The organism is Priestia iocasae (genome assembly GCF_016909075.1).
Taxonomy (GTDB): domain Bacteria; phylum Bacillota; class Bacilli; order Bacillales; family Bacillaceae_H; genus Priestia; species Priestia iocasae.
The window spans coordinates 737,823-760,462 of sequence record NZ_JAFBFC010000001.1; the positions used below are offsets into that span (position 1 = coordinate 737,823).

Sequence of the window (22,640 nt, forward strand, 5' to 3'; positions counted from 1 at the left end):
GAATGACAGAATGCCTCTGAATATCCCTTACAAAATGAAATATATCCATACAACATTAAAGAAGGTGAAGGAGCAACATGTTGACTGATTTGCACATCGCTGTAATTGGTGGTGATGCCAGACAGCTTGAGGTGATACGTAAACTCATTGAACTCGATGCTAAAATTTCATTAATAGGATTTGATCAACTTGACCATGGATTTGCAGGTGCGACTAAATATCAAATTAATGAACTTAGTTTTGAGGATATAGATGCGATCATCCTTCCGGTTGCTGGTACCAATCATGAAGGGCAAGTGGACACTATTTTTTCGAATGAAAAAGTGTACTTAAAAGAAGAAGTAATAAAACAAACACCTGATCACTGTATCATTTATTCCGGCATTAGTAATGATTACCTCAATCAGTTAGTTAAAACAACAAACCGGAAATTAGTTCGTCTTTTTGAGCGAGATGACATTGCTATTTATAATTCAATTCCTACAGTTGAAGGAACCATAATGTTGGTCATTCAACATACTGATTTCACCATACATGGCTCTAAAATCGCTGTGTTAGGGTTAGGAAGAGTAGGAATGAGTGTTGCGAGGTCATTTGCTGCTCTAGGTGCAAAAGTAAAAGTAGGTGCAAGAAAATCTGAGCACCTTGCTCGTATTTCTGAAATGGGTCTTCAGCCATTTCATTTATCCAATCTAATGAAAGAAGTAGCTGACGTTGACATTTGTATCAATACCATCCCTTATCCTATTCTATCAGCTGATGTTCTTTCTAAAGTACCCTCTCATTCTTTAATTATTGATTTAGCTTCAAAACCTGGTGGTACAGATTTTCGTTATGCAGAAAAGCGAGGGATTAAAGCAATCTTAGCTCCTGGATTACCGGGAATCGTTGCCCCAAAAACAGCAGGTCAAATTGTAGCTAACGTATTAGCTCAATTATTATCCGAAGATCTCGCTGAACGAAAGGAGAAAAAGTAATGTCACTGAAAGGAAAACGTATTGGCTTTGGATTAACAGGTTCTCATTGTACGTATGATGCTGTTATGCCTGAAATTGAAAAGCTTGTTAATTTAGGAGCAGAAGTTCTTCCGGTTGTTTCTTACACTGTACAATCAACAGATACTCGTTTTGGCGATGGAGCAGATTGGATTAAAAGGATTGAAGAGATAACAGGTAATGCTGTAATTAATACGATTGTAAAGGCAGAGCCATTAGGCCCTAAAATCCCGCTAGATTGTATGGTAATTGCACCTTGTACGGGAAATTCAATGAGTAAATTAGCCAATGCTTTAACGGAATCCCCAATTTTAATGGCAGCAAAAGCAACTTTACGTAATCATAAGCCTGTTGTATTAGGTATTTCTACAAATGATGCCTTAGGACTAAATGGTGTCAATTTAATGACATTAATGGCAACAAAGAACTTTTATTTTATTCCATATGGTCAAGATGACCCAGTGAAGAAGCCAAATTCGATGGTTGCTAGAATGAGTTTACTAACAGACACAGTATATGCTGCACTCGAGGGAAGACAGCTACAGCCAGTTATTATTGAAAAATTCCGAGATAGCGAAAATTAACGGTTCTTGATAGAATAAGAGAAGAGAAGATTTTATAAAATCTTCTCTTCTTTAACGCAATGATATGTTAAAATAGAATCTATTCATAATCTGCTAAGATAGATTGTACATGTAGTAAATGTTCTATATGATGACTGAGATCTTATTGAACCAGACTTTCATTTATTTTTTTAAAACGTATATGAAATTAAAAACATGACAATAGTTGAAACTTGTTGGAGGGGATTTTAAAATGGCAAATGGATTACATGTAGCAGTAGTAGGAGCAACGGGTGCAGTAGGTCAACAAATGTTAAAAACGTTAGAAGAGCGTCAATTTCCTGTAGGTCAATTAACATTATTATCATCAGCTCGTTCAGCAGGAAAAACACTTCAATTCAACGGAAAAGAAGTAGTCATTCAAGAAGCAACTCCGGACAGCTTTAAAGGAGTAGATATTGCTTTATTTAGTGCAGGTGGCAGTATTTCTAAAGCTTTGGCTCCTGAAGCAGTGAAGCGCGGTGCAATTGTTGTTGATAATACAAGTGCATTTCGTATGGACGAAAATGTACCACTCGTAGTGCCAGAAGTAAACGAAGAAGATTTGAAGGCACACAACGGTATTATTGCAAATCCAAATTGCTCGACAATTCAAATGGTAGCAGCTCTTGAACCACTTCGTCAGTCATATGGACTTAAGAAAGTTCTTGTGTCAACTTATCAAGCAGTATCAGGTGCAGGGGCGGCAGCTATTAATGAGCTAAAAGAACAATCTCAAGCCATTTTAGATGAGAAGGAATTCACGCCTGAAATTCTACCAGTAGGTAGCGATAAAAAGCATTATCAAATTGCATTTAACGCCATTCCGCAAATCGATAAATTCCAAGACAATGGATTTACCTTTGAAGAAATGAAGATGATTAATGAAACGAAAAAAATTATGCATATGCCTGAACTACAAGTAGCGGCAACTTGTGTTCGTTTGCCAGTTGTAACAGGACACTCGGAGTCTGTATATATTGAACTAGAGCAAAGTGGTGTAACTGTACAAGAGGTAAAGCAGCTGTTAGCGCAAGCACCTGGAATTGTGTTGCAAGATGACCCTGAAAATCAAGTATATCCAATGCCAGCAGATTGTGTTGGGAAAAGAGATGTATTTGTAGGGCGTATCCGTAAAGATTTGGATAATGATAAAGGCTTCCATATGTGGATTGTTTCTGATAACTTATTAAAGGGTGCTGCTTGGAACTCAGTTCAAATTGCAGAATCACTAATCAAGCTAGGAATTGTGAAATAATTACAACAAGATTGCTTCAATGAAGTAATGAGGTGTGTTTATGAGGAAAATTATTGTTCAAAAATTTGGTGGTACATCAGTACGTGATGAGGTAGGAAGAGAGCGTGCGGTTCATCATATTAATCATGCATTAAATCAAGGCTACAAAGTTGTTGTCGTAGTCTCTGCGATGGGACGTAAGGGAGAACCTTATGCAACCGATACGTTGTTATCATTAGTAAATGGTAATCAGGCAATGTTAAATAAACGTGAATTAGACATGTTAATGTCTTGTGGAGAGCTCATTTCTTCTGTTGTTTTTACGAACTTATTAAATTCAAATGATATAAAAGCAACAGCTTTAACAGGAGCACAAGCTGGATTTTTAACAAATAGTGATTTTACGAATGCGAAAATTATTGAAATGAAATGCGAGCGTATTTATGAAGAGCTTGAAAAACACGATGTAGTGGTGGTAGCTGGTTTTCAAGGCGCTTCACCACAAGGAGATACAACGACCTTAGGTAGAGGTGGTAGTGACACATCTGCCTCTGCGTTAGGTGCGGCACTAAATGCAGAGTTTGTCGATATCTTTACAGATGTCGAAGGGGTTATGACAGCTGATCCTCGAATTGTAGAGGATGCGAGACCTTTATCAGTTGTCACATACAATGAAATTTGTAACATGGCTTACCAAGGTGCAAAAGTGATTCATCCACGTGCAGTTGAGATTGCAATGCAAGCGAAGGTGCCAATCCGTGTTCGATCCACTTATTCCGATTCAGAGGGTACTCTTGTAACCTCTCATGGATATGCTCAACAAAGAGGTAGTGATGTTCAAGAGCGTCTAGTCACAGGTATTGCTCATGTATCAAATGTGACGCAAATTAAAGTGTTTAGTAAAGAAGGAAATTATGATATTCAATCTGAAGTATTCAAAGCGATGGCTAATGCACAGATTAGCGTCGACTTTATTAACATCTCGCCTAAAGGTGTTGTATACACGGTGACTGATGAGTCAACGGATCGAGCAATTGAAATATTGCAAAGCATGGGATATGAACCATTTGTTACTCGTCATTGTGCAAAAGTTTCAACAGTAGGAGCTGGAATTGCTGGTGTTCCAGGTGTAGCTGCCAAAATTGTAACGGCACTGTCAATGGACGGCATTCAGATTTTACAATCTGCTGATAGTCATACAACCATTTGGGTATTAGTAAAAGAGGAAGATTTAAAAAGAGCTGTCAATGCGCTTCATCAAACTTTTGAGCTATCAAAAGTTGAAAGATAGAATGTTGATTGAATAGCAAGGAGTGAAAATATGATTGATTTTGGAAAAGTATCAACGGCCATGGTTACACCTTTTGATCACAAGGGAAACATTGATTTTCAAAAAACAACACAATTAATTAACTATTTGATTGATAATGGGTCGGATTCATTAGTAGTGGCAGGAACAACAGGTGAATCGCCAACTTTATCAACAGAAGAGAAATTAGCTTTATTTCGTCATACAGTAAAAGTTGTAGATGGAAGAGTTCCAGTTATTGCAGGTACAGGAAGTAACAACACATATGCATCTGTTGAATTTACAAAAAAAGTAGAAGAAATTGGTGTAGACGCAGTTATGATTGTTGCTCCATACTATAACAAGCCAAGTCAAGAAGGTTTATACCAACATTTTAAAGTCATTGCAGAAAGCACAAAGTTACCTGTTATGCTATATAACATTCCAGGGCGTTCGGTTGTCAACATGTCTGTTGATTTAATCGTAGAATTATCTAAAATTCCGAATGTAGTAGCAGTAAAAGATGCAAGTGGAGATTTAGATAGCATGACAAAAATTATTGCGAATACATCTGATGATTTCGTACTTTATAGTGGGGATGACGGTATTACACTACCTGTTCTAGCGATAGGAGGTAAAGGTGTCGTATCAGTAGCATCTCACGTATTAGGAAATGAAATGCAACAAATGATTCAAGCTTTTGAAGCGGGCCAATTGAAAGAAGCAGCTGTTTCACATCAAAAGCTATTACCAATTATGAATGCACTATTCTCAGCACCTAGTCCTACACCTGTAAAAACAGCTTTACAACTCAAAGGGTTAGATGTAGGATCTGTACGTTTACCATTAGTTCCATTATCACAAGAACAACGTACAGAGTTAGTAGCCATTTTAAAAAATAGTTAAATCAAAATCGTCTTTTCATCTGAAAAGGCGATTTTTTTATATTGATTTTCAAAAACATGCAGTTTTTCTATTTATTGATGAAAAAGTAGAAAGTAATGATTTTGTTACGTAGGAATAGCATTTATCAAACCAATTTCTATACTGTGAGAGAAATGAGAGCGCTATGAAATTTCTTGTATTCCATTTCTTGCATACGTTATAATAAATACAAGTGACTTTGAGCGGTTGTCAGTTCATGTAGGAGGAAAACAAATAGCTATGAAAAAGACAGAAAATATTAAAATTTTTGCATTAGGCGGAGTTGGAGAAGTTGGAAAAAACATGTATGTTGTCGAAATAAACGACGACATCTATGTACTAGATGCGGGACTCATGTTTCCAGAAGGTGAAATGCTGGGAATTGATATGGTGATTCCAGATATCGCTTATTTAGTGGAAAATAAAGCAAGAGTAAAAGCGATTTTACTTACACATGGTCATGAAGAGCAAATTGGCGCACTGCCATTTATTTTAAGAAAGCTAGATGTTCCAGTGTACGGCACGAAGTTAACAATAGCTCTTGCAAGAGAAAAAATGAAAGAATATGGATGCTCTAAATACAAACTTTTACATATAGTTGATTCTGAAACTGTACTTGAGTTCGATACGACAAAGGTTACTTTTTTTAGAACGATGCACAGTATCCCCGATTCAGTAGGGATATGTTTACAAACCTCGCAGGGTGCAGTCGTTCACACAGGAGATTTTAAGTTTGATCAATCGTACAGTGGGCCTCATAAATCAGAAATTAGTAAGATGGCAGCAATTGGAGAGCAAGGAGTACTATGTTTATTGTCGGATAGTACAAATGCAGAAAGACCTGGCTATACAGTTTCTGAATCTGTTATTAGTCAAGAAATTTCAGATGCTTTTTATGATGCAAAAGGAAGGATTATTGTTGCAACATATGGCTCAAATATTACACGTATTCAGCAAGTCATTAACGCGGCGTTTGAACACGAACGCAAACTAGCCGTTGTCGGACGAATGATGATGAAAGTAATTGAGCTAGGAGTTGAGTTAGGTTACCTAAATGTACCTGAAGATACATTGATTTCTGTTCAAGAAATTAATAATCAAAAAGATTCTGAATTAGCCATTTTAACAACAGGTCATCAAGGTGAACCGATGGCAGCTTTAGCTAGAATGGCAAGGCAAGCACATAAGTTAATTAATATTAAAAGTGATGATACCGTTTTAATTGCAGCTACACCAATAGCAGGGCATGAAACGACCTTTTCGAAAACAATTGATTTAGTGTTTCGTGTTGGTGCAACGGTTATATATGGACAAAAGCAAATTCATACATCTGGACATGGTAGTCAAGAAGAATTGAAATTTATGATAAATTTAATGAAACCTACATATGTTTTGCCAGTTCATGGTGAATATCGTATGCAAAAAGCGCACGCGAAGTTAGCGGAAAAAGTTGGTATACCAAAAGATTGCATTTTCCTTATTGAGAAAGGAGATGTAATTGAATTTAAAGATGGTTATGCTCAACGTGGAGGGCGTGTACAATCAGGTAACACATTAATTGATGGACTAGGTGTCGGAGATGTTGGAAACATTGTTCTTCGAGATCGTCGTCTACTATCTCAAGATGGGATTTTAATTGTTGTTGTCACAATTAATAAAGCCAATCGAGTAATTTCTGCAGGACCAGAAATTATTTCACGCGGATTTGTTTACGTTCGAGAATCAGAAAAGCTTCTTGAAGAAGCAACAACACTCGTTGAGCAAATCTTACAAAAATGTATGGAAGAGCGAACGATTGAATGGTCCACAATGAAATTAAATATGCGAGAAAGCTTAAATCAATTTTTATTTGAAAGAACAAGACGTAGACCAATGATTCTGCCAATCATTATGGAAGTGTAAGTAAAACGCTCAAAGTCAAAAGAACTGACTCTCTCAAACGATTAGGTTATGCCTAGCGTTTGATGAGTCAGTTCTTTTTTATGGGAAACTTAGAGCATGAAATGGTTAATGAAGCTCATAATAACTATATTAAGGTTTGAAAGGAGTTACATGATGGTTAGAGAAAATGAGCTTCAGTCTTCAGAAACTGCACCACAGCAACCTGATAAAAAAGAAGAGGGGAAATCTAGTTTAGTTGATAAAATTCAGCAACTAGGTCAAACAAACGTGCCACAACTAACAAACGACTCAAAGATTCATTGTTTAACAATCGTTGGTCAAGTTGAAGGCCATGTTCAATTGCCTCCACAAAATAAAACAACAAAATACGAACATGTTATTCCTCAAATTGTTGCTATTGAACAAAATCCTCAAATTGAAGGGTTATTAATTATTTTAAATACAGTAGGGGGAGATGTAGAGGCAGGTCTTGCGATCGCTGAGATGATTGCTTCTTTATCAAAGCCATCTGTTTCAATTGTGCTTGGAGGAGGACATTCAATTGGTGTGCCTATTGCTGTGTCGACAACACATTCGTTTATTGCAGAGACAGCGACAATGACGATTCATCCTGTTCGTTTAACAGGGTTGGTAATTGGTGTTCCTCAAACGTTTGAATACTTGGATAAAATGCAAGAGCGTGTAATTAATTTTGTAACAAAACATTCGAATGTATCAGAGGAAAAATTCAAAGAACTGATGTTTTCAAAAGGTAATTTAACACGAGATATTGGTACAAATGTAGTAGGTGCCGATGCAGTAGAGTATGGGCTTATTGATGAAGTAGGTGGAGTGGGACAAGCGATTAAAAAATTAAATGAATTGATTGAAAATAAAGGAAATACGAAGGAGGATAGCCAATTATTACAATGATACTTTATACATCAATGCCTCAAGAGCACATTTTTCCTATGGAATCGACAGCTTATGAAAATCAGCAAACAATTGAGTATAATGGTATTTCATTTGTTGTAATGGAAAATGCTCAAAAGCAGTATCAGATTGTGCGTATGCTTAGTACAAATCCACAAGACTATTTAAACAGCGAGTATATTCCTGGTCAAATCTTATCTTTGTGATTTCAGTATAGAACTACAATATGTTTATGATATAATAAATGTAGCAATATGGACATGCAGCCTTTTTTTGGCTGCTTTTTTGTTCGAAGGGTATTCATACTTTTACATAGGGAAGATGTGGAGAAAAATGACCTTTAAAATGAAGGGTGCTATATGTTAAATGAACGAGCTTAAAAAGCTGATTGGAGTGAAACGATGGCGAAGAAAAAGAAAAGAAGTCAAGTGAAGATCGATGAATGGAAAAGAATTATAAGGTTTGAGTTAATCGGTCTTTTCATTCTAGCGCTTTCGTTAATTGCGATGGCAGAGTTAGGAGCAGTAGGACGTTCAATTGTATTAGTCGTGAGACTCTTTGCAGGTGAATGGTACATGTTAGGCTTGATTGGGTTACTAATTTTATCCGTTTATATTATTTGGAAGCGAACATGGCCTCCGTTTATTACGAGACAGTTAATAGGTACATATATTATTGTATTAGCCATTTTATTGTTCAGTCATGTGACGTTGTTTCAAAATTTATCAAGAGATGGAAATTTTGCTCATCCGTCAGTTATTTTGAATACATGGGACTTATTTATACTAGAAGCGAAAGGACAATCTACAAGTGACTTAGGTGGTGGTATGATTGGGTCCATCATGTTTGCTATCTGTTATTTCTTATTCGATCGACTTGGAACGGAGTTAATTGCTTCTCTTCTCATCATGGTGGGCATTATCTTAATTACGGGACGCTCTTTACAAGAAACGTTAATGAAGATTATCCGACCAGTCTTCTCTTTCTTTATGACTGAATTAAAGGATGGAATAGAAGATATAAAAGAATGGATTCAAAAAAGAAAAAATACGCCACAAACAAGAAGATCAAGATCGAGACAAACTGAATCCACCGTTGATTTTGAAGAAGCTGCTAGTGTCGATGTTCAAGAAGAGCAAGGAGAACAAGAAGAAAGTGCTACACCGCCTATTATTGAACATTTTAATTACAATACTGTCGAAGAACAAGAGAGTATAAAACAAGAGACGCCACAAACTCAAGCTAAACCTGTTCAACAAGTGAAAAAACAGGAAGAAAAAGCCGAAGAACCATCGTCTCCACCTACACCAATTATTTCGTTTGCGGAAGCAGAAAACAAGTCATACGAGCTACCACCTATTCGCTTGTTAGCAGCACCGAAAAAACATAATCAATTAAAAGAACATAAAAACATTCATGCGAATGCAAAGAAATTAGAAAAAACGTTTCAAAGTTTTGGTGTAAAAGCTAAGGTTGCCAAAGTTCATTTAGGTCCTGCTGTTACTAAATATGAAGTGTATCCAGACGTAGGGGTAAAGGTCAGTAAAATTGTTAATCTAAGTGACGATTTAGCGTTAGCATTAGCAGCCAAAGATATAAGAATAGAAGCGCCAATTCCAGGTAAATCAGCCGTTGGAATTGAAGTACCGAATGAAGAGGTAGCGATGGTATCTTTACGAGAGGTACTTGAAGGAAAAGAAAATAATCGTCCAGATGCAAAGCTTCTAATTGGTTTAGGGCGTGATATTTCAGGAGAGGCCGTATTAGCTGAGCTCAATAAAATGCCACATTTACTCGTGGCTGGAGCAACGGGTAGCGGAAAAAGTGTGTGTGTAAATGGCATTATTATTAGCTTACTAATGAGAGCGAAGCCGCATGAAGTCAAGCTCATGATGATTGACCCTAAAATGGTAGAGTTAAATATGTATAACGGTATTCCTCATTTACTTGCTCCTGTGGTAACAGATCCTAAAAAGGCATCACAAGCATTAAAGAAGGTAGTAAGTGAGATGGAACGTCGATACGAATTATTTTCTCATACTGGAACGCGTAATATCGAAGGGTATAATGAATATATCAAGCGGGAAAACGAACATGGCGAAGCGAAACAGCCAACATTGCCTTACATTGTTGTCATTGTAGATGAACTTGCTGATTTAATGATGGTTGCCTCATCCGATGTTGAGGATTCAATTACACGACTAGCACAAATGGCTCGAGCTGCTGGTATTCATCTAATTATTGCGACACAAAGGCCTTCTGTAGATGTTATTACTGGTGTTATTAAAGCGAATATTCCATCTCGTATTGCTTTTAGTGTATCCTCTCAAACCGATTCACGAACAATTCTTGATATGGGAGGAGCAGAAAAGTTATTAGGTCGTGGTGATATGCTCTTTATGCCTGTTGGTGCTTCAAAGCCTGTTCGCGTTCAAGGAGCATTTTTATCTGATGAAGAGGTAGAAGAAATTGTTGATTTTGTTATTTCACAGCAAAAAGCACAATATCAAGAAGAGATGATTCCGCAAGATGCACCTGAAAAAGAAAGTGATTTTCAAGATGAATTATATGATGAGGCAGTACAGTTAGTCGCTGAAATGCAAACTGCATCGGTTTCGATGTTACAAAGAAGATTTCGAATTGGATATAACCGAGCGGCACGCTTAATTGATGCAATGGAAGAGCGTGGGGTTGTTGGACCTTATGAAGGTAGTAAACCACGTGCTGTACTTGTTTCACAGCATAATGAAGATGTAGGATCTTAGTATCTTTTGATAACTCTTTAAATAAAAAGGATGACACATTTAAATGTGTCATCCTTTTTATTTAAATGTTCGTTTGTATAGTCATAAAAAGAAATGAATATTCTTTAATTGCGAAATTTAAGTTTAAAATCCGAACAATAAAAAGATATAAATTTTAAATGTTTGTTATAAAAAATGTATCCAACACTTTATAATACTACAAAAATAGACAGAAAAGGATGAATCTATTAAAAAAATAATATTTTCATTAAAATATTAAACTTTTGTAAATAAAATTAATATAACCTATTTATTTATTTGTCGAAAAGTGATATATTATTTTCGGAAAACGTAGTCAAACATCAGAGGTCTGATGACCAAGAACGATTGTGGGGGAAGCTGTATGTCTATCAAGACAGATAGTCGACACTTGTACTTGCAAGTAATTGACGAAATCAAACAAAACATTAATCAAGGAATATACAAAGAAAAAGAAAAGCTTCCATCAGAATTCGACTTATCTAAGCAGTTAGGTGTCAGTCGAGCGACATTGCGTGAAGCATTACGTATTTTAGAGGAAGAAAGCATCGTCATACGTCGTCACGGAGTAGGTACATTTGTAAATAGCAAGCCAACTTTTATGTCTGGAATTGAGCAATTAAGCAGTATAACAGATATGATTAAACGTGGTGGTATGAAACCTGGAACGATATTCCTTTCATCTCAAATTCAAGGCGCTACAGATGAAGATGCAAGACGATTTCACTGTGAAGTAAATGAAGACATTTTACTCGTTGAGCGTGTTCGTACTGCAAATAGTAATCCTGTTGTGTACTGTGTAGATAAAGTGCCTCAAAAATATTTACCAAAGAATTTTGAATACAAGCAAGAATCACTTTTTGAAATTTTAGAATCACAAGCAGGAAAGCATATTTCCTATGCCGTGACACATATTGAACCTGTTGGTTATCACGAAAAAGTTTCACCTATTCTGCAATGTGAACCAGAAACGGCACTTCTTGTATTAAAACAAATGCATTATGACTTAGATGATGAACCCATTCTTTATTCTTTAAATTATTTTAAGGCAGATCAATTTAGCTTTCACGTATTAAGAAAGAGAGTCTAATTTTTTTATAAATAAATATCTGAATATTTATAATTGGATTTGTAAGCACTTTTAAGGAGGTGTATGCCAAAACAAAGAGTTAATAGATTCACAAAATACTTATATACTTTAACCAATTCTAGGGGGTCATACTAATGAAAAAGGGTAAAGCAGGATTAGCATTATCACTTGTATTAGCAGCAGGAACTTTATTAAGCGCATGTGGTTCTAGCGAATCAACAACATCAGATGGTGGAAACAGCGAAGGTAAAAAGGTTGATTTCAAAGTAGGGATGGTTACAGATACAGGTGGTGTAGACGATAAATCGTTCAATCAATCTGCTTGGGAAGGTTTAACAAAGTTTGGTCAGGAGAACGGCTTAGAAGAGGGAAAAGGTTTTAAATACTTACAATCAGGTGAAGCATCTGAATATCAAAGTAACTTATCTACATTTGCAGAGTCAGGTTTTAATGTGACATATGGTATCGGATTTTTACTAAAAGAAGATGTAAAAGTTGTAGCGGGTCAAAATCCAGATATAAACTTTGGTCTAGTGGATGATTCATTGAAAGCTGAAGGATTAGATAACGTAGCAAGTATCTTATTTAAAGAAGAGCAGGGCTCATTCTTAGTAGGTGTTATTGCTGCGAAACATACAAAATCTAACAAAGTTGGATTTATCGGTGGAGTGGAATCTCCATTAATTAAAAAGTTTGAAAATGGTTTTAAAGCAGGTGTGAAATCTGTAAATCCGGATGCAGAAGTAGTCGTTCAATACGCGGAAGATTTCAACAACTCTGCAAAAGGAACAACGATTGCATCAGCAATGTATAGCCAAGGCGCGGATATTATTTATCACGCTGCTGGTGGTACAGGTGTAGGTGTATTCACAGAAGCGAAAAACCGTAAGAAAAAAGGCGAGGATGTATGGGTTATTGGGGTAGACCGTGACCAACATGAAGAAGGTTTACCAGAAAACGTAACGCTTACTTCAATGGTTAAGCGTGTAGACGTTGCGGTGTATGAAGTATCAAAACGTGCAATGGAAGGTGATTTCCCAGGAGGAGAAGAAGTAGTATTCGGTCTTGAGGAAGATGGCGTTAGCATTGCACCAACAACTGAAAATGTAAGTGAAGAAGCATTAAAAGTAGTAGAAGAATATGAACAAAAAATTCTAGGTGGCGACATTGAAGTTCCAGCTACTGATGAAGCATTTGAAACATTTCTTACAACATTAAAATAAGCAAAACCATTTATATGAAAAAGGCTAGTCTTAGGCTAGCCTTTTTCGTAACAAAGTAACAAATAGCATAGGTATAAAGTCATGATGCAAATAGGGAGTGAGCGTAGTGAGTTATGTAATTGAAATGCTTGGAATTCGCAAAGAATTTCCTGGTATTGTGGCAAATGATAATATTACACTCCAAGTAAAAAAGGGAGAAATTCATGCATTATTAGGGGAAAATGGTGCAGGAAAGTCAACACTAATGAACGTGTTGTTTGGACTTTATCAGCCTGAAAAAGGACAAATCAAAGTGCATGGTAAAGAAGTGAAGATTACAGATCCAAACGTGGCGAACAACCTTGGAATTGGAATGGTTCATCAGCACTTCATGCTTGTTCAAAACTTTACAGTAACGGAAAACATTATTTTAGGTAACGAGCCGACTAAAGCAGGAAAAATTAATATTAAAGAAGCAGCAAAAGCAATTGAAGATTTATCATTAAAGTATGGCTTAGCCGTAGATCCTTATGCCAAGATTGAAGATATTTCGGTTGGGATGCAACAGCGTGTTGAGATTTTAAAAACACTATATCGTGGAGCTGAAATTCTCATCTTTGATGAACCAACCGCTGCTTTAACACCACAAGAAATCACAGAATTAATAGAAATAATGAAGCGATTGATTCATGAGGGAAAATCGATTATTTTAATTACACATAAATTAAAAGAGATTATGGCTGTATGTGACCGCTGTACGATCATTAGAAAAGGTGTTGGGATTGGTACGGTTGAAGTATCGGAAACAAATCCAGATGAATTGGCTTCTTTAATGGTAGGTCGTGAAGTACATTTTAAAACAGATAAACAAGAGGCAAAGCCAACCGAAGAGGTATTGCAAATTAGCCATCTAGTTGTAGAGGATAGTCGAGGAGTTGCGGCTGTTAATGACTTAAACTTATCTGTTCGTGCAGGTGAAATTGTCGGTATTGCCGGTGTTGATGGAAATGGTCAAACAGAACTAATTGAAGCAATTACAGGTTTACGGAAAGTGAAATCTGGATCAATTCAATTGAATGAAAAAGAACTGATAGGTATGAAGACTCGTAGAATTACAGAGTCAGGAGTAGGACATATTCCTCAAGATCGTCATAAACATGGACTTGTTCTTGATTATACCATTGGTGAAAACATTGCGTTACAAACGTATCATCAACAACCATTGTCTAGAAAAGGCATTCTGAATTATAAAAACATTTATGAAAAAGCAAAATCACTAATAAAAGAATATGATGTTCGAACGCCAAGCGAGTACACACCTGCCCGTGCACTGTCAGGTGGAAATCAACAAAAAGCGATTATTGCGAGGGAAGTCGATCGTAGTCCGAATCTTTTAATTGCAGCGCAACCAACTCGTGGTCTGGATGTTGGAGCGATTGAATTTATTCATCGTAAATTAGTAGAAGAACGAGATAAAGGAAAAGCCGTATTACTTGTTTCTTTAGAGCTAGATGAGGTGATGAATTTAAGCGACCGAATTGCAGTTATTTACGAAGGGGAAATCGTGGATATCGTGGACCCAACACAAACAAGTGAACAAGAGCTAGGGCTATTAATGGCTGGTGGACAGAGAAAGAAAGTCGGTGAAACTTCATGAATAAATTCCTAAAAAGTGATCGTACTATCAATATGATCATTCCTGTATTTGCAGCCATATTAGGGTTGGTGGCAGGTGCAATCATTATGTTGTTAGGGGGCTATGACCCTGCTTATGGATACGAAGCGTTGTTTAATGGGATGATTGGTAGTCCTAAAGCAATTGGTGAAACAATCCGTGCGATGACACCGCTTATTTTAGCAGGAATTGCCGTAGCGTTTGCCTTTAAAACAGGTCTTTTTAACATTGGAGTAGAAGGTCAATTATTAGTTGGGTGGTTATCAGCGGTGTGGGTAGGCTACGCGTTTGAGTTACCAACAATGATTCACATTCCACTTGCGATACTAGCCGCTGCTGTAGCTGGTGGAATTTGGGGCTTTATTCCTGGATTATTAAAGGCACGTTTTAAAGTTCACGAAGTAATTGTGACAATTATGATGAATTATATCGCTCTTTATACGACAAGTGCAATTATTCGTGAATTTTTATATGCAGGAAACGAGAAGTCACATAACATTCATGAATCTGCATCGTTAGCTTCACCGATGTTAGCGTCATTAACAAACAATTCACGTCTACATTATGGAATTATTTTTGCTTTTATTGCGGCGATTGTGATGTGGTTCCTGTTAAATAAAACAACAAAAGGATTTGAATTAAAAGCAGTAGGATTTAATCAGCATGCTTCTCATTACGCAGGGATGAACGTTGAACGAAATATTATTTTATCAATGGCTATCTCTGGAGCCTTCGCAGGCGTGGCAGGTGCAATGGAAGGACTAGGAACATTTGGTTACATGAACACACTGTCAGCCTTTACTGGAACAGGATTTGATGGCATCGCTGTAGCATTGTTAGGGGCAAATAGTGCCTTTGGAATTATATTGGCTGCCTTTTTATTTGGGGGCTTAAAGACGGCTGCACCACAAATGAATTTTATGGCAGATGTACCTTCCGAGCTTGTTGAAATCGTCATTGCCTTAATCATTCTATTTGTTGCATCAAGTTATATTATTCGTTGGTTTGTGATGAGATTAAGCAAGGAGGGGAAATAAATGAGCTTTTTTGACATCCTAGTACTCATTATTCCAGCAGCTCTTTATACAGCAGCTCCTCTTATTTTTACAGCACTAGGTGGAGTGTTTAGTGAACGTTCTGGTGTTGTAAACATCGGATTAGAAGGATTAATGCTATTTGGAGCATTTACAGGAATCTTTACCACGTTAATGCTACAAGACTCATTCGGAGCGGCTTCTCCGTGGATTGGAATTGGAGTAGCAGCGATTGTATGTGCAATTTTCTCACTTATTCACGCAGTAGCAAGTATTACATTAAAAGCAGATCAAGTAGTAAGTGGTGTTGCATTAAATTTTCTAGCCGCTGGGTTATCCATCTTTTTAATTAAGAAAATTTTTGGAAAAGGTCAAACAGACTTCATTCAATTCCGTATTGATAAAATTGATGTACCGATTTTATCAGATATTCCATTCATAGGAGAATTATTATTTTCACGTGTGCCGGCTACATCTTACATTGCCATCTTATTAGCATTTGTTATTTGGTATGTTATTTATAAAACGCCATTTGGCCTTCGTCTCCGTTCTGTTGGAGAGCATCCGATGGCTGCAGATACGATGGGAATCAATGTAACAAGAATGCGCTATATAGGTGTTATGCTTTCTGGTGTATTTGCGGGTATTGGTGGGGCAGTCTACGCAACATCAATTGCTACAAATTTTGCAGGAGGCACAATTTCTGGACAAGGATTCTTAGCATTAGCAGCGATGATTTTTGGAAAGTGGCATCCAGTTGGTGCAATGGGGGCAGCGCTCTTTTTTGGATTAGCACAGTCGTTAAGTATTACCGGAGCTCAAATTCCTGTTATTCAAGATATACCAACCGTCATTTTGACAATTGCTCCATACGTGTTAACAATTTTAGCATTGGCTGGATTTGTGGGTCGTGCTGAAGCACCAAAAGCACTTGGAACTCCGTACGAAAAAGGAAAGCGTTAAAACAAAAGCTACTAGCACAACTACTCATTTAGTAGTTGTGCTAGTAGCTTTTTTGTTTTTTCATTCCATATACCCAATTGATTTAAACGAGTGAAACAGGATGGCAAGGCAATAGAGCAGTTTAACAAAGTCTTGATTTAATACGTATGCATGATAAAAATGAATTGCTTGAAAATTTTGGTTGTAATTGGATATAGTGAAGGTAAGACTAAAATTAAATAGATAGATGAAAAATAGGAACATCATTTATGTATGAGTAACATTTAGATTAACTGAGTCAAAAGGCATCTTTGGGTAGTAGAGAATGGTCTTTGTTTATCTAATATCTAATATAAATGAAGAAAACAAACACACTACTGATAGCTGTTTACGTAAAAAAGGAGGTTCATTCATGAAACTATTAACAGAGGAAAAACATGAATTGCAAGGCTTAACCGTTCATACGGTTCAAACGACTAAATACAAAACAAATACACTCATTTTAAAGTTAAATGCACCGTTGAATGAAGAAACTGTCACGAAAAGAGCGTTGCTTCCATATGTGTTGCAAAGTGCGACTGAAAAATTTCCAACTACGACAAAACTAAGAAGCTATTTAGATGATTTATATGGAGCTACATTACAAGTGGATTTAACGAAAAAAGGTGACAACCATGATATTACCATTCGAGTAGACATTGCTAATGAAAAATATTTAAAAGATCATACGCCGTTACTAAAGAAGGCTCTCGCACTAATAGGTGACATTTTATTGAATCCGGCTTTAGAAGAGACTGCTTTTTTAAGTGACATTGTTACGAAAGAAAAGCGAGCGTTACGTCAAAGAATTCAAGCTGTTTTCGACGATAAAATGCGCTATGCAAACCTTCGTCTTGTTGAAGAAATGTGTAAAGAAGAACCATACTCGTTACATGTGAATGGGCGTATTGATGATATTGAGCAAATTACACCAGAAAGCTTATACGATTATTACAAGCAGGTACTAAAAGAAGATGCTATTCACTTATATATCATTGGTGACATTCAAGCTGAAGAAGTGCTTCAAACAGTTAAGGAAACCATTACGCTACCTACGCGACAACTTAAAAAGCCGAGTCATACAGCGGCAACACATCAAGTGGAAAAGGTAAATGAAGTAGTCGAAAAGCAAAACATTAAACAAGGCAAGTTAAACATTGGCTATCGCACAAATATTGTATATGGAGATCGTCAATATTTTGCGTTACAAGTGTTTAATGGCATATTTGGCGCTTTTTCACATTCTAAGCTGTTTATGAATGTTCGAGAAAAAGCGAGCTTAGCGTACTACGTCGGATCAAGAGTTGAAAGTCATAAAGGCTTGTTAATGGTCATGTCTGGTATCGATGCAAAGAATTTTGATCAAGCGGTGACCATTATCAAGGATCAAATGGATGAAATGAGAAATGGCACATTTTCAGAGGAAGAAATTGCTCAAACAAAAGCGGTTATTCATAATCAACTATTAGAAACAATTGATACGCCAAGAGGGCTTGTTGAAGTGCTATATCATAACGAGTTAACAGGCGCAGAGATTACAATTGACGGATATTTAAAAGGTATTGATGCAGTTTCTACACAAGATATTGTAAAAGTAGCCGAGAATATTCAAATGGATACGATTTACTTTTTAACAGGGACGGACGGTGAATAAAATGGAGAAAATTGAATTTAGTCAGTTACGAGAAGAACTATATCATGAAAAAATGGATAATGGTTTAGAAGTATACATTTTACCAAAGAGCGAGTTTAATAAATCATTTGCCACATTTACGACAAAGTACGGATCGATTGACAATCAATTTGTGCCTTTAGATCAAGGTGAAATGATTCAAGTTCCAGATGGGATTGCTCACTTTTTAGAGCATAAATTATTTGAAAAAGAAGATGGAGACGTGTTTCAACAGTTTAGCAAACAAGGAGCATCTGCCAATGCCTTTACGTCTTTTACAAGAACGGCGTATTTGTTTAGTTGTACATCCAACTTTGAACAAAACCTTGAAACCTTGATGGATTTTGTTCAGGAACCGTATTTCTCAGAGAAAACGGTAGAGAAAGAAAAAGGAATTATTGGACAGGAAATTACGATGTATGATGATAATCCAGATTGGCGTTTATATTTTGGTGCCATCCAAAATATGTATCACCATCACCCTGTAAAAATTGATATTGCAGGTACGATTGACTCTATTTCTAAAATTACAAAGGACCTTTTATATACATGTTATGAAACGTTTTATCACCCGAGTAATATGCTTTTATTTGTTGTAGGACCAGTTGATGCAGATAAAGTGATGAATCAAATTCGTGAAAATCAGGGGAAGAAAGATTATAAAGAAGCCCCTGAAATTAAACGTCACTTTGAAGAAGAGCCAGAGCAAGTAGCTGAGAAAAAACAAGTACTTCCTATGACTGTACAATCATCTAAATGTCTAGTTGGAATTAAAGCAAAGCACCCTATGCGTTCAGGGGAAGACATGCTTAAGCATGAATTATCCATTAATGTCATGCTTGATTATCTATTTGGTAAAAGTTCAGCTTATTATGAAGAGCTATACAGCGAAGGATTAATTGATGAGACGTTTTCATATGATTACACTGAGGAACAAGGGTTTGGATTTGCAATTGTCGGTGGAGATACAGAAAAGCCTGATCAATTAGCAGAACGTTTGCAAAAAATGTTGCTTGAAATGAAAGAGGTGTCTCTGTCTGAAGAGGATTTAGACAGAGTACGCAAAAAGAAAATTGGTGCCTTTTTACGCTCCTTAAACTCACCAGAATTTATTGCAAATCAATTTACAAGATATGCATTTAATAATATGGATTTATTTAAAGTAGTTGAGACGCTTGAAGAACTAAAAATAGAAGACATTAAGAAAGTAGTAAGCGAGTTAGTAAGCGAAGAGAACTTTACAGTATGTCAAGTTGTTCCCAATCATAAAGAGTAATGATAGGATAAGAAAAGCGGACTGTTGAGGGAGAAGCCTTAAAGTCCGCTTTATTATGTTAGTAGGTTATAAAAGGAGAATCGATAAATGGAGAAGTTCGCACTCATTACAGGAGCTAGTGGAGGGATTGGTACAGCAATAGCTAGGCAACTTGCGAAAGATGGCTACTCATTGCTTTTACACTATAATCAAAACGAAGAAACAGTCATAGCGCTCAAAGAAGAGCTTAAAGGAACCGTTCAAACCATTTTACTTATTCGTGCAGATTTATCACAACAAAAAGGGATAGAGAGCTTCTTGAATCAAGTAAGCGTACCAATTGATGTGTTGATACATAATAGCGGAAATACATTGCCAGGCCTCATAACAGACCATCATAACGAAGACATCGATGACATGATTCATCTTCATGTGACAGCTCCTTATAAGATTACAAAAGCTTTATTACCAAGCATGATTCGTAAAAAAGAGGGGAATATTGTTGTGATTTCTTCCATATGGGGATTAACAGGAGCTTCTTACGAAGTATTATATTCAATGGTAAAAGGAGCACAAAACACATTTGTTAAAGCTTTAGCTAAAGAAGTAGCTTTGAGTGGTATTCGGGTAAATGCTGTTGCTCCTGGAGCTATTCAAACAAAGATGTTAAGCAATTACACGGAAGAAGATCTTGTTATGTTAACAGAAGAAATTCCAATGGGACGTCTTGGTTACCCAGAAGAAGTGGCGCAAGCTGTATCATTTTTAATATCAAATCGTTCGTCGTATGTGATTGGAGAAGTGCTTTCAGTAAATGGTGGATGGTATACGTAAAATGAGCGTATAAAAAAAAGCGCAGCGTACAAACTATGATATGAATAAACCTTAAGGAGGATCATTCATGTCAGTTTTAGATAATTGGGATTCGTGGAAAAATTTTTTAGGTGATCGCTTACATCACGCGCAAAACGAAGGAATGAATAACGAAGTCATTCAAGGCCTGGCTTACCAAATTGGTGGATATTTAGCAAACCAAGTAGATGCAAAAAATGAGCAAGAAAGAGTATTAGCAGACCTATGGAGTGTTGCTTCACCAGAAGAGCAACATGCAATTGCTAACATGATGGTTAAGCTTGTACAGAATAACGGTACATCAAACTGAGAGAGGGATTAACCTCTCTTTTTATTTTGATTAACATAAGATGGTCTAATTTTAAATAAAATAAGTATTTTATCATTTAAAACAGCTTATTTGGAAGTGTTTTCATAAAAACATTTAAGCTGTCTCTTCGTTTTAGGGTTTATAAATCAAAAGAAATCATTTATATTTAATATATAAATTTATGCCATTAGATGGGGAGAGGGTTTTGTGGCGAATATTGAGTGGTATTTAGAATATCAGATACAAAAAAATCGTCCAGGCTTATTAGGTGATATTTCTTCATTACTTGGAATGCTTTCAATTAATATCGTTACAATAAATGGTGTGGATGATCAAAGACGTGGGTTACTTGTTCGTTGCGATTCTCATGAGCAGATAGAGAGACTAGAGTCAATCTTAAAAACGATGGATAACATTGCAATTACAAAGTTTAGGCCTCCTAAATTACGTGATCGTTTAGCTGTCCGACATGGCCGGTATATTCAACGTGATGCAGATGACCGAAAGACATTTCGCTTCGCTCGAGATGAGCTAGGTCTTCTTGTTGATTTTATGGCTGAATTGTTTAAACAAGATGGACATAAGCTTATTGGTATTAGAGGAATGCCACGAGTAGGCAAAACAGAATCGATTGTGGCAGCAAGTGTATGTGCAAATAAGCGATGGTTATTTGTATCTTCAACGTTGTTAAAGCAAACCATTCGCAGTCAGCTAATTGAGGAAGAGTACAATACGGATAATATTTTTATTATTGATGGCATTGTTTCAACGCGTAGAGCGAATGAAAAGCATTGGCAATTAGTAAGAGAGATTATGCGAGTGCCAGCAACAAAAATTGTTGAACATCCAGATATATTTGTGCAAAATACAGAATACACGTTAGACGATTTTGAGTACATCATTGAATTGCGTAATGAACCTGATGAAGAAATTACATATGATAAAGTAGAAGGCTCGCAAATGTTCCCAGATGGCGGTTTTTCAATGTTTGATTTTTAGCATAATTGGTAGGTGTTATGATTGACGGAATTAGGAAATAGATTGAAAGTGGCTAGAGAAGAAAAAAACATATCTCTGGAAGACTTACAAAAGTTAACCAAAATTCAAAAGCGTTACTTAGTTGGAATTGAAGAAGGTAATTATGATTTAATGCCAGGTAAATTTTACGTTCGTGCGTTTATTAAGCAATATTGTGAAGCTGTAGGATTAAGTCCTGATGAAATATTTGAGCAATATAAATCGGATATCCCAGTCACTCAAACAGAAGATTTACCACAGCAATTATCAAGAGTACGTACTCGAAAAGAGATGCCAGAACAAGCTTCAAAGGCTCTTGATGCTCTTCCAATTATTTTAGTGGTTGCAGTTATTATCGGAATTGCTGTTGTTGTTTGGGTATTCGCGCAAAGTAAAGCAACAGATAATGCAGATGAAAATGTAAGCCCTCAAACAGAACAAAGTGAAATTGAAGAAGCAACAGATTCTCCATTATCAGAAGAAGTAGTAGAGGAAGAGGAAGCTCAAAAAGAAGAAGAACCAGTAGCTGAAGAAGAGCCAACAGAGGAAGAAGAACAACCAACTGCTACTCAACAGTATAAAGAAGTTCAAAAGAGTGGTCGAAATGCAACTTATGAGCTAACAGGAGCAAAAGAATTTAAACTTGAAATTTCAGCGAAAGATGCAGATACATGGTTAGATGTGAAAAATGGAAAGGGTGGCGTTTTTTATAACGCTGGCTTAAAAAGTGGCGAAACAAAAGAATTTGATTTGACACAAGAGTCTGAAGTACGCGTAAATATCGGATTTTCACCAGCGGTTCAGATGAAAATAAACGGACAAGACGTTCAATTACCGTTTAATCCAAGTGAGCGAGTGCGCCAAGTTATTACGATTCAATATAAAGGTGAAAACGCTCAATAATGAGAT

General features: G+C 36.5%; 20 protein-coding genes. All 20 read left to right on the plus strand.

What is annotated here, in order from left to right:
• The first annotated feature begins 77 nt into the window (after positions 1 to 77).
• The 20 genes from dpaA to JOC83_RS03840 all read left to right on the plus strand — a co-directional run bounded on the left by dpaA (position 78) and on the right by JOC83_RS03840 (position 22,634).
• Positions 78 to 977, plus strand: a complete 900-nt coding sequence (dpaA, locus tag JOC83_RS03745) for a dipicolinic acid synthetase subunit A (RefSeq protein ID WP_205183931.1) — start codon at positions 78 to 80, stop codon at positions 975 to 977.
• Positions 977 to 1,579 carry a dipicolinate synthase subunit B gene (locus JOC83_RS03750; RefSeq protein WP_205183933.1) on the plus strand — a complete coding sequence of 201 codons (603 nt, stop codon included), beginning with the start codon at positions 977 to 979 and terminating at the stop codon, positions 1,577 to 1,579. Before dpaA ends, JOC83_RS03750 begins: the two co-directional genes overlap by 1 nt.
• A 232-nt stretch (positions 1,580 to 1,811) precedes the next feature.
• Positions 1,812 to 2,855, plus strand: coding sequence for an aspartate-semialdehyde dehydrogenase (gene asd / locus JOC83_RS03755; RefSeq protein ID WP_205183936.1), 1,044 nt, complete (start codon positions 1,812 to 1,814; stop codon positions 2,853 to 2,855).
• Between the two features lie 40 nt (positions 2,856 to 2,895).
• A complete protein-coding gene (gene dapG, locus JOC83_RS03760; RefSeq protein ID WP_205183938.1) occupies positions 2,896 to 4,125 on the plus strand; it encodes an aspartate kinase in 1,230 nt (409 codons plus the stop codon).
• 30 nt (positions 4,126 to 4,155) lie between these two features.
• On the plus strand, positions 4,156 to 5,028 hold the full coding sequence (gene dapA / locus JOC83_RS03765; protein WP_205183940.1) for a 4-hydroxy-tetrahydrodipicolinate synthase: 873 nt from the start codon (positions 4,156 to 4,158) through the stop codon (positions 5,026 to 5,028).
• 252 nt (positions 5,029 to 5,280) lie between these two features.
• A complete protein-coding gene (locus JOC83_RS03770) occupies positions 5,281 to 6,948 on the plus strand; it encodes a ribonuclease J (protein ID WP_378912581.1) in 1,668 nt (555 codons plus the stop codon).
• A gap of 153 nt (positions 6,949 to 7,101) precedes the next feature.
• Positions 7,102 to 7,860: a ClpP family protease gene (locus JOC83_RS03775; protein ID WP_205183944.1), complete on the plus strand. Its 759-nt coding sequence runs from the start codon at positions 7,102 to 7,104 to the stop codon at positions 7,858 to 7,860.
• 14 nt (positions 7,861 to 7,874) lie between these two features.
• Positions 7,875 to 8,066 carry a YlzJ-like family protein gene (locus JOC83_RS03780; RefSeq protein WP_275580405.1) on the plus strand — a complete coding sequence of 64 codons (192 nt, stop codon included), beginning with the start codon at positions 7,875 to 7,877 and terminating at the stop codon, positions 8,064 to 8,066.
• A 195-nt stretch (positions 8,067 to 8,261) separates the two neighbouring features.
• Positions 8,262 to 10,625 carry a DNA translocase FtsK gene (locus JOC83_RS03785; RefSeq protein WP_205183949.1) on the plus strand — a complete coding sequence of 788 codons (2,364 nt, stop codon included), beginning with the start codon at positions 8,262 to 8,264 and terminating at the stop codon, positions 10,623 to 10,625.
• A gap of 382 nt (positions 10,626 to 11,007) precedes the next feature.
• Positions 11,008 to 11,733, plus strand: a complete 726-nt coding sequence (locus JOC83_RS03790; protein ID WP_205183952.1) for a GntR family transcriptional regulator — start codon at positions 11,008 to 11,010, stop codon at positions 11,731 to 11,733.
• 134 nt (positions 11,734 to 11,867) lie between these two features.
• Positions 11,868 to 12,956, plus strand: a complete 1,089-nt coding sequence (locus JOC83_RS03795; RefSeq protein WP_205183955.1) for a BMP family lipoprotein — start codon at positions 11,868 to 11,870, stop codon at positions 12,954 to 12,956.
• 106 nt (positions 12,957 to 13,062) lie between these two features.
• A complete protein-coding gene (locus JOC83_RS03800) occupies positions 13,063 to 14,592 on the plus strand; it encodes an ATP-binding cassette domain-containing protein (RefSeq protein ID WP_205183958.1) in 1,530 nt (509 codons plus the stop codon).
• Positions 14,589 to 15,647: an ABC transporter permease gene (locus JOC83_RS03805; RefSeq protein WP_239583284.1), complete on the plus strand. Its 1,059-nt coding sequence runs from the start codon at positions 14,589 to 14,591 to the stop codon at positions 15,645 to 15,647. The genes JOC83_RS03800 and JOC83_RS03805 overlap by 4 nt, the downstream gene beginning before the upstream one ends.
• Positions 15,648 to 16,607 carry an ABC transporter permease gene (locus JOC83_RS03810; RefSeq protein WP_205183961.1) on the plus strand — a complete coding sequence of 320 codons (960 nt, stop codon included), beginning with the start codon at positions 15,648 to 15,650 and terminating at the stop codon, positions 16,605 to 16,607. It abuts the gene before it with no gap.
• A gap of 391 nt (positions 16,608 to 16,998) precedes the next feature.
• A complete protein-coding gene (yfmF, locus tag JOC83_RS03815) occupies positions 16,999 to 18,279 on the plus strand; it encodes an EF-P 5-aminopentanol modification-associated protein YfmF (RefSeq protein ID WP_205183964.1) in 1,281 nt (426 codons plus the stop codon).
• Between the two features lies 1 nt (position 18,280).
• Positions 18,281 to 19,573: an EF-P 5-aminopentanol modification-associated protein YfmH gene (gene yfmH, locus JOC83_RS03820; protein ID WP_205183968.1), complete on the plus strand. Its 1,293-nt coding sequence runs from the start codon at positions 18,281 to 18,283 to the stop codon at positions 19,571 to 19,573.
• A gap of 87 nt (positions 19,574 to 19,660) precedes the next feature.
• Complete coding sequence (ymfI, locus tag JOC83_RS03825; protein WP_205183971.1) at positions 19,661 to 20,386, plus strand: elongation factor P 5-aminopentanone reductase; 726 nt, start codon at positions 19,661 to 19,663, stop codon at positions 20,384 to 20,386.
• A gap of 67 nt (positions 20,387 to 20,453) precedes the next feature.
• On the plus strand, positions 20,454 to 20,714 hold the full coding sequence (locus JOC83_RS03830; RefSeq protein WP_205183974.1) for a DUF3243 domain-containing protein: 261 nt from the start codon (positions 20,454 to 20,456) through the stop codon (positions 20,712 to 20,714).
• A 207-nt stretch (positions 20,715 to 20,921) separates the two neighbouring features.
• Entirely contained in the window at positions 20,922 to 21,713 is a 792-nt protein-coding gene (locus JOC83_RS03835) for a DUF3388 domain-containing protein (protein WP_205183976.1), read from the plus strand.
• 21 nt (positions 21,714 to 21,734) lie between these two features.
• Positions 21,735 to 22,634: a helix-turn-helix domain-containing protein gene (locus tag JOC83_RS03840; RefSeq protein WP_205183978.1), complete on the plus strand. Its 900-nt coding sequence runs from the start codon at positions 21,735 to 21,737 to the stop codon at positions 22,632 to 22,634.
• The last annotated feature ends 6 nt before the right edge of the window (positions 22,635 to 22,640 follow it).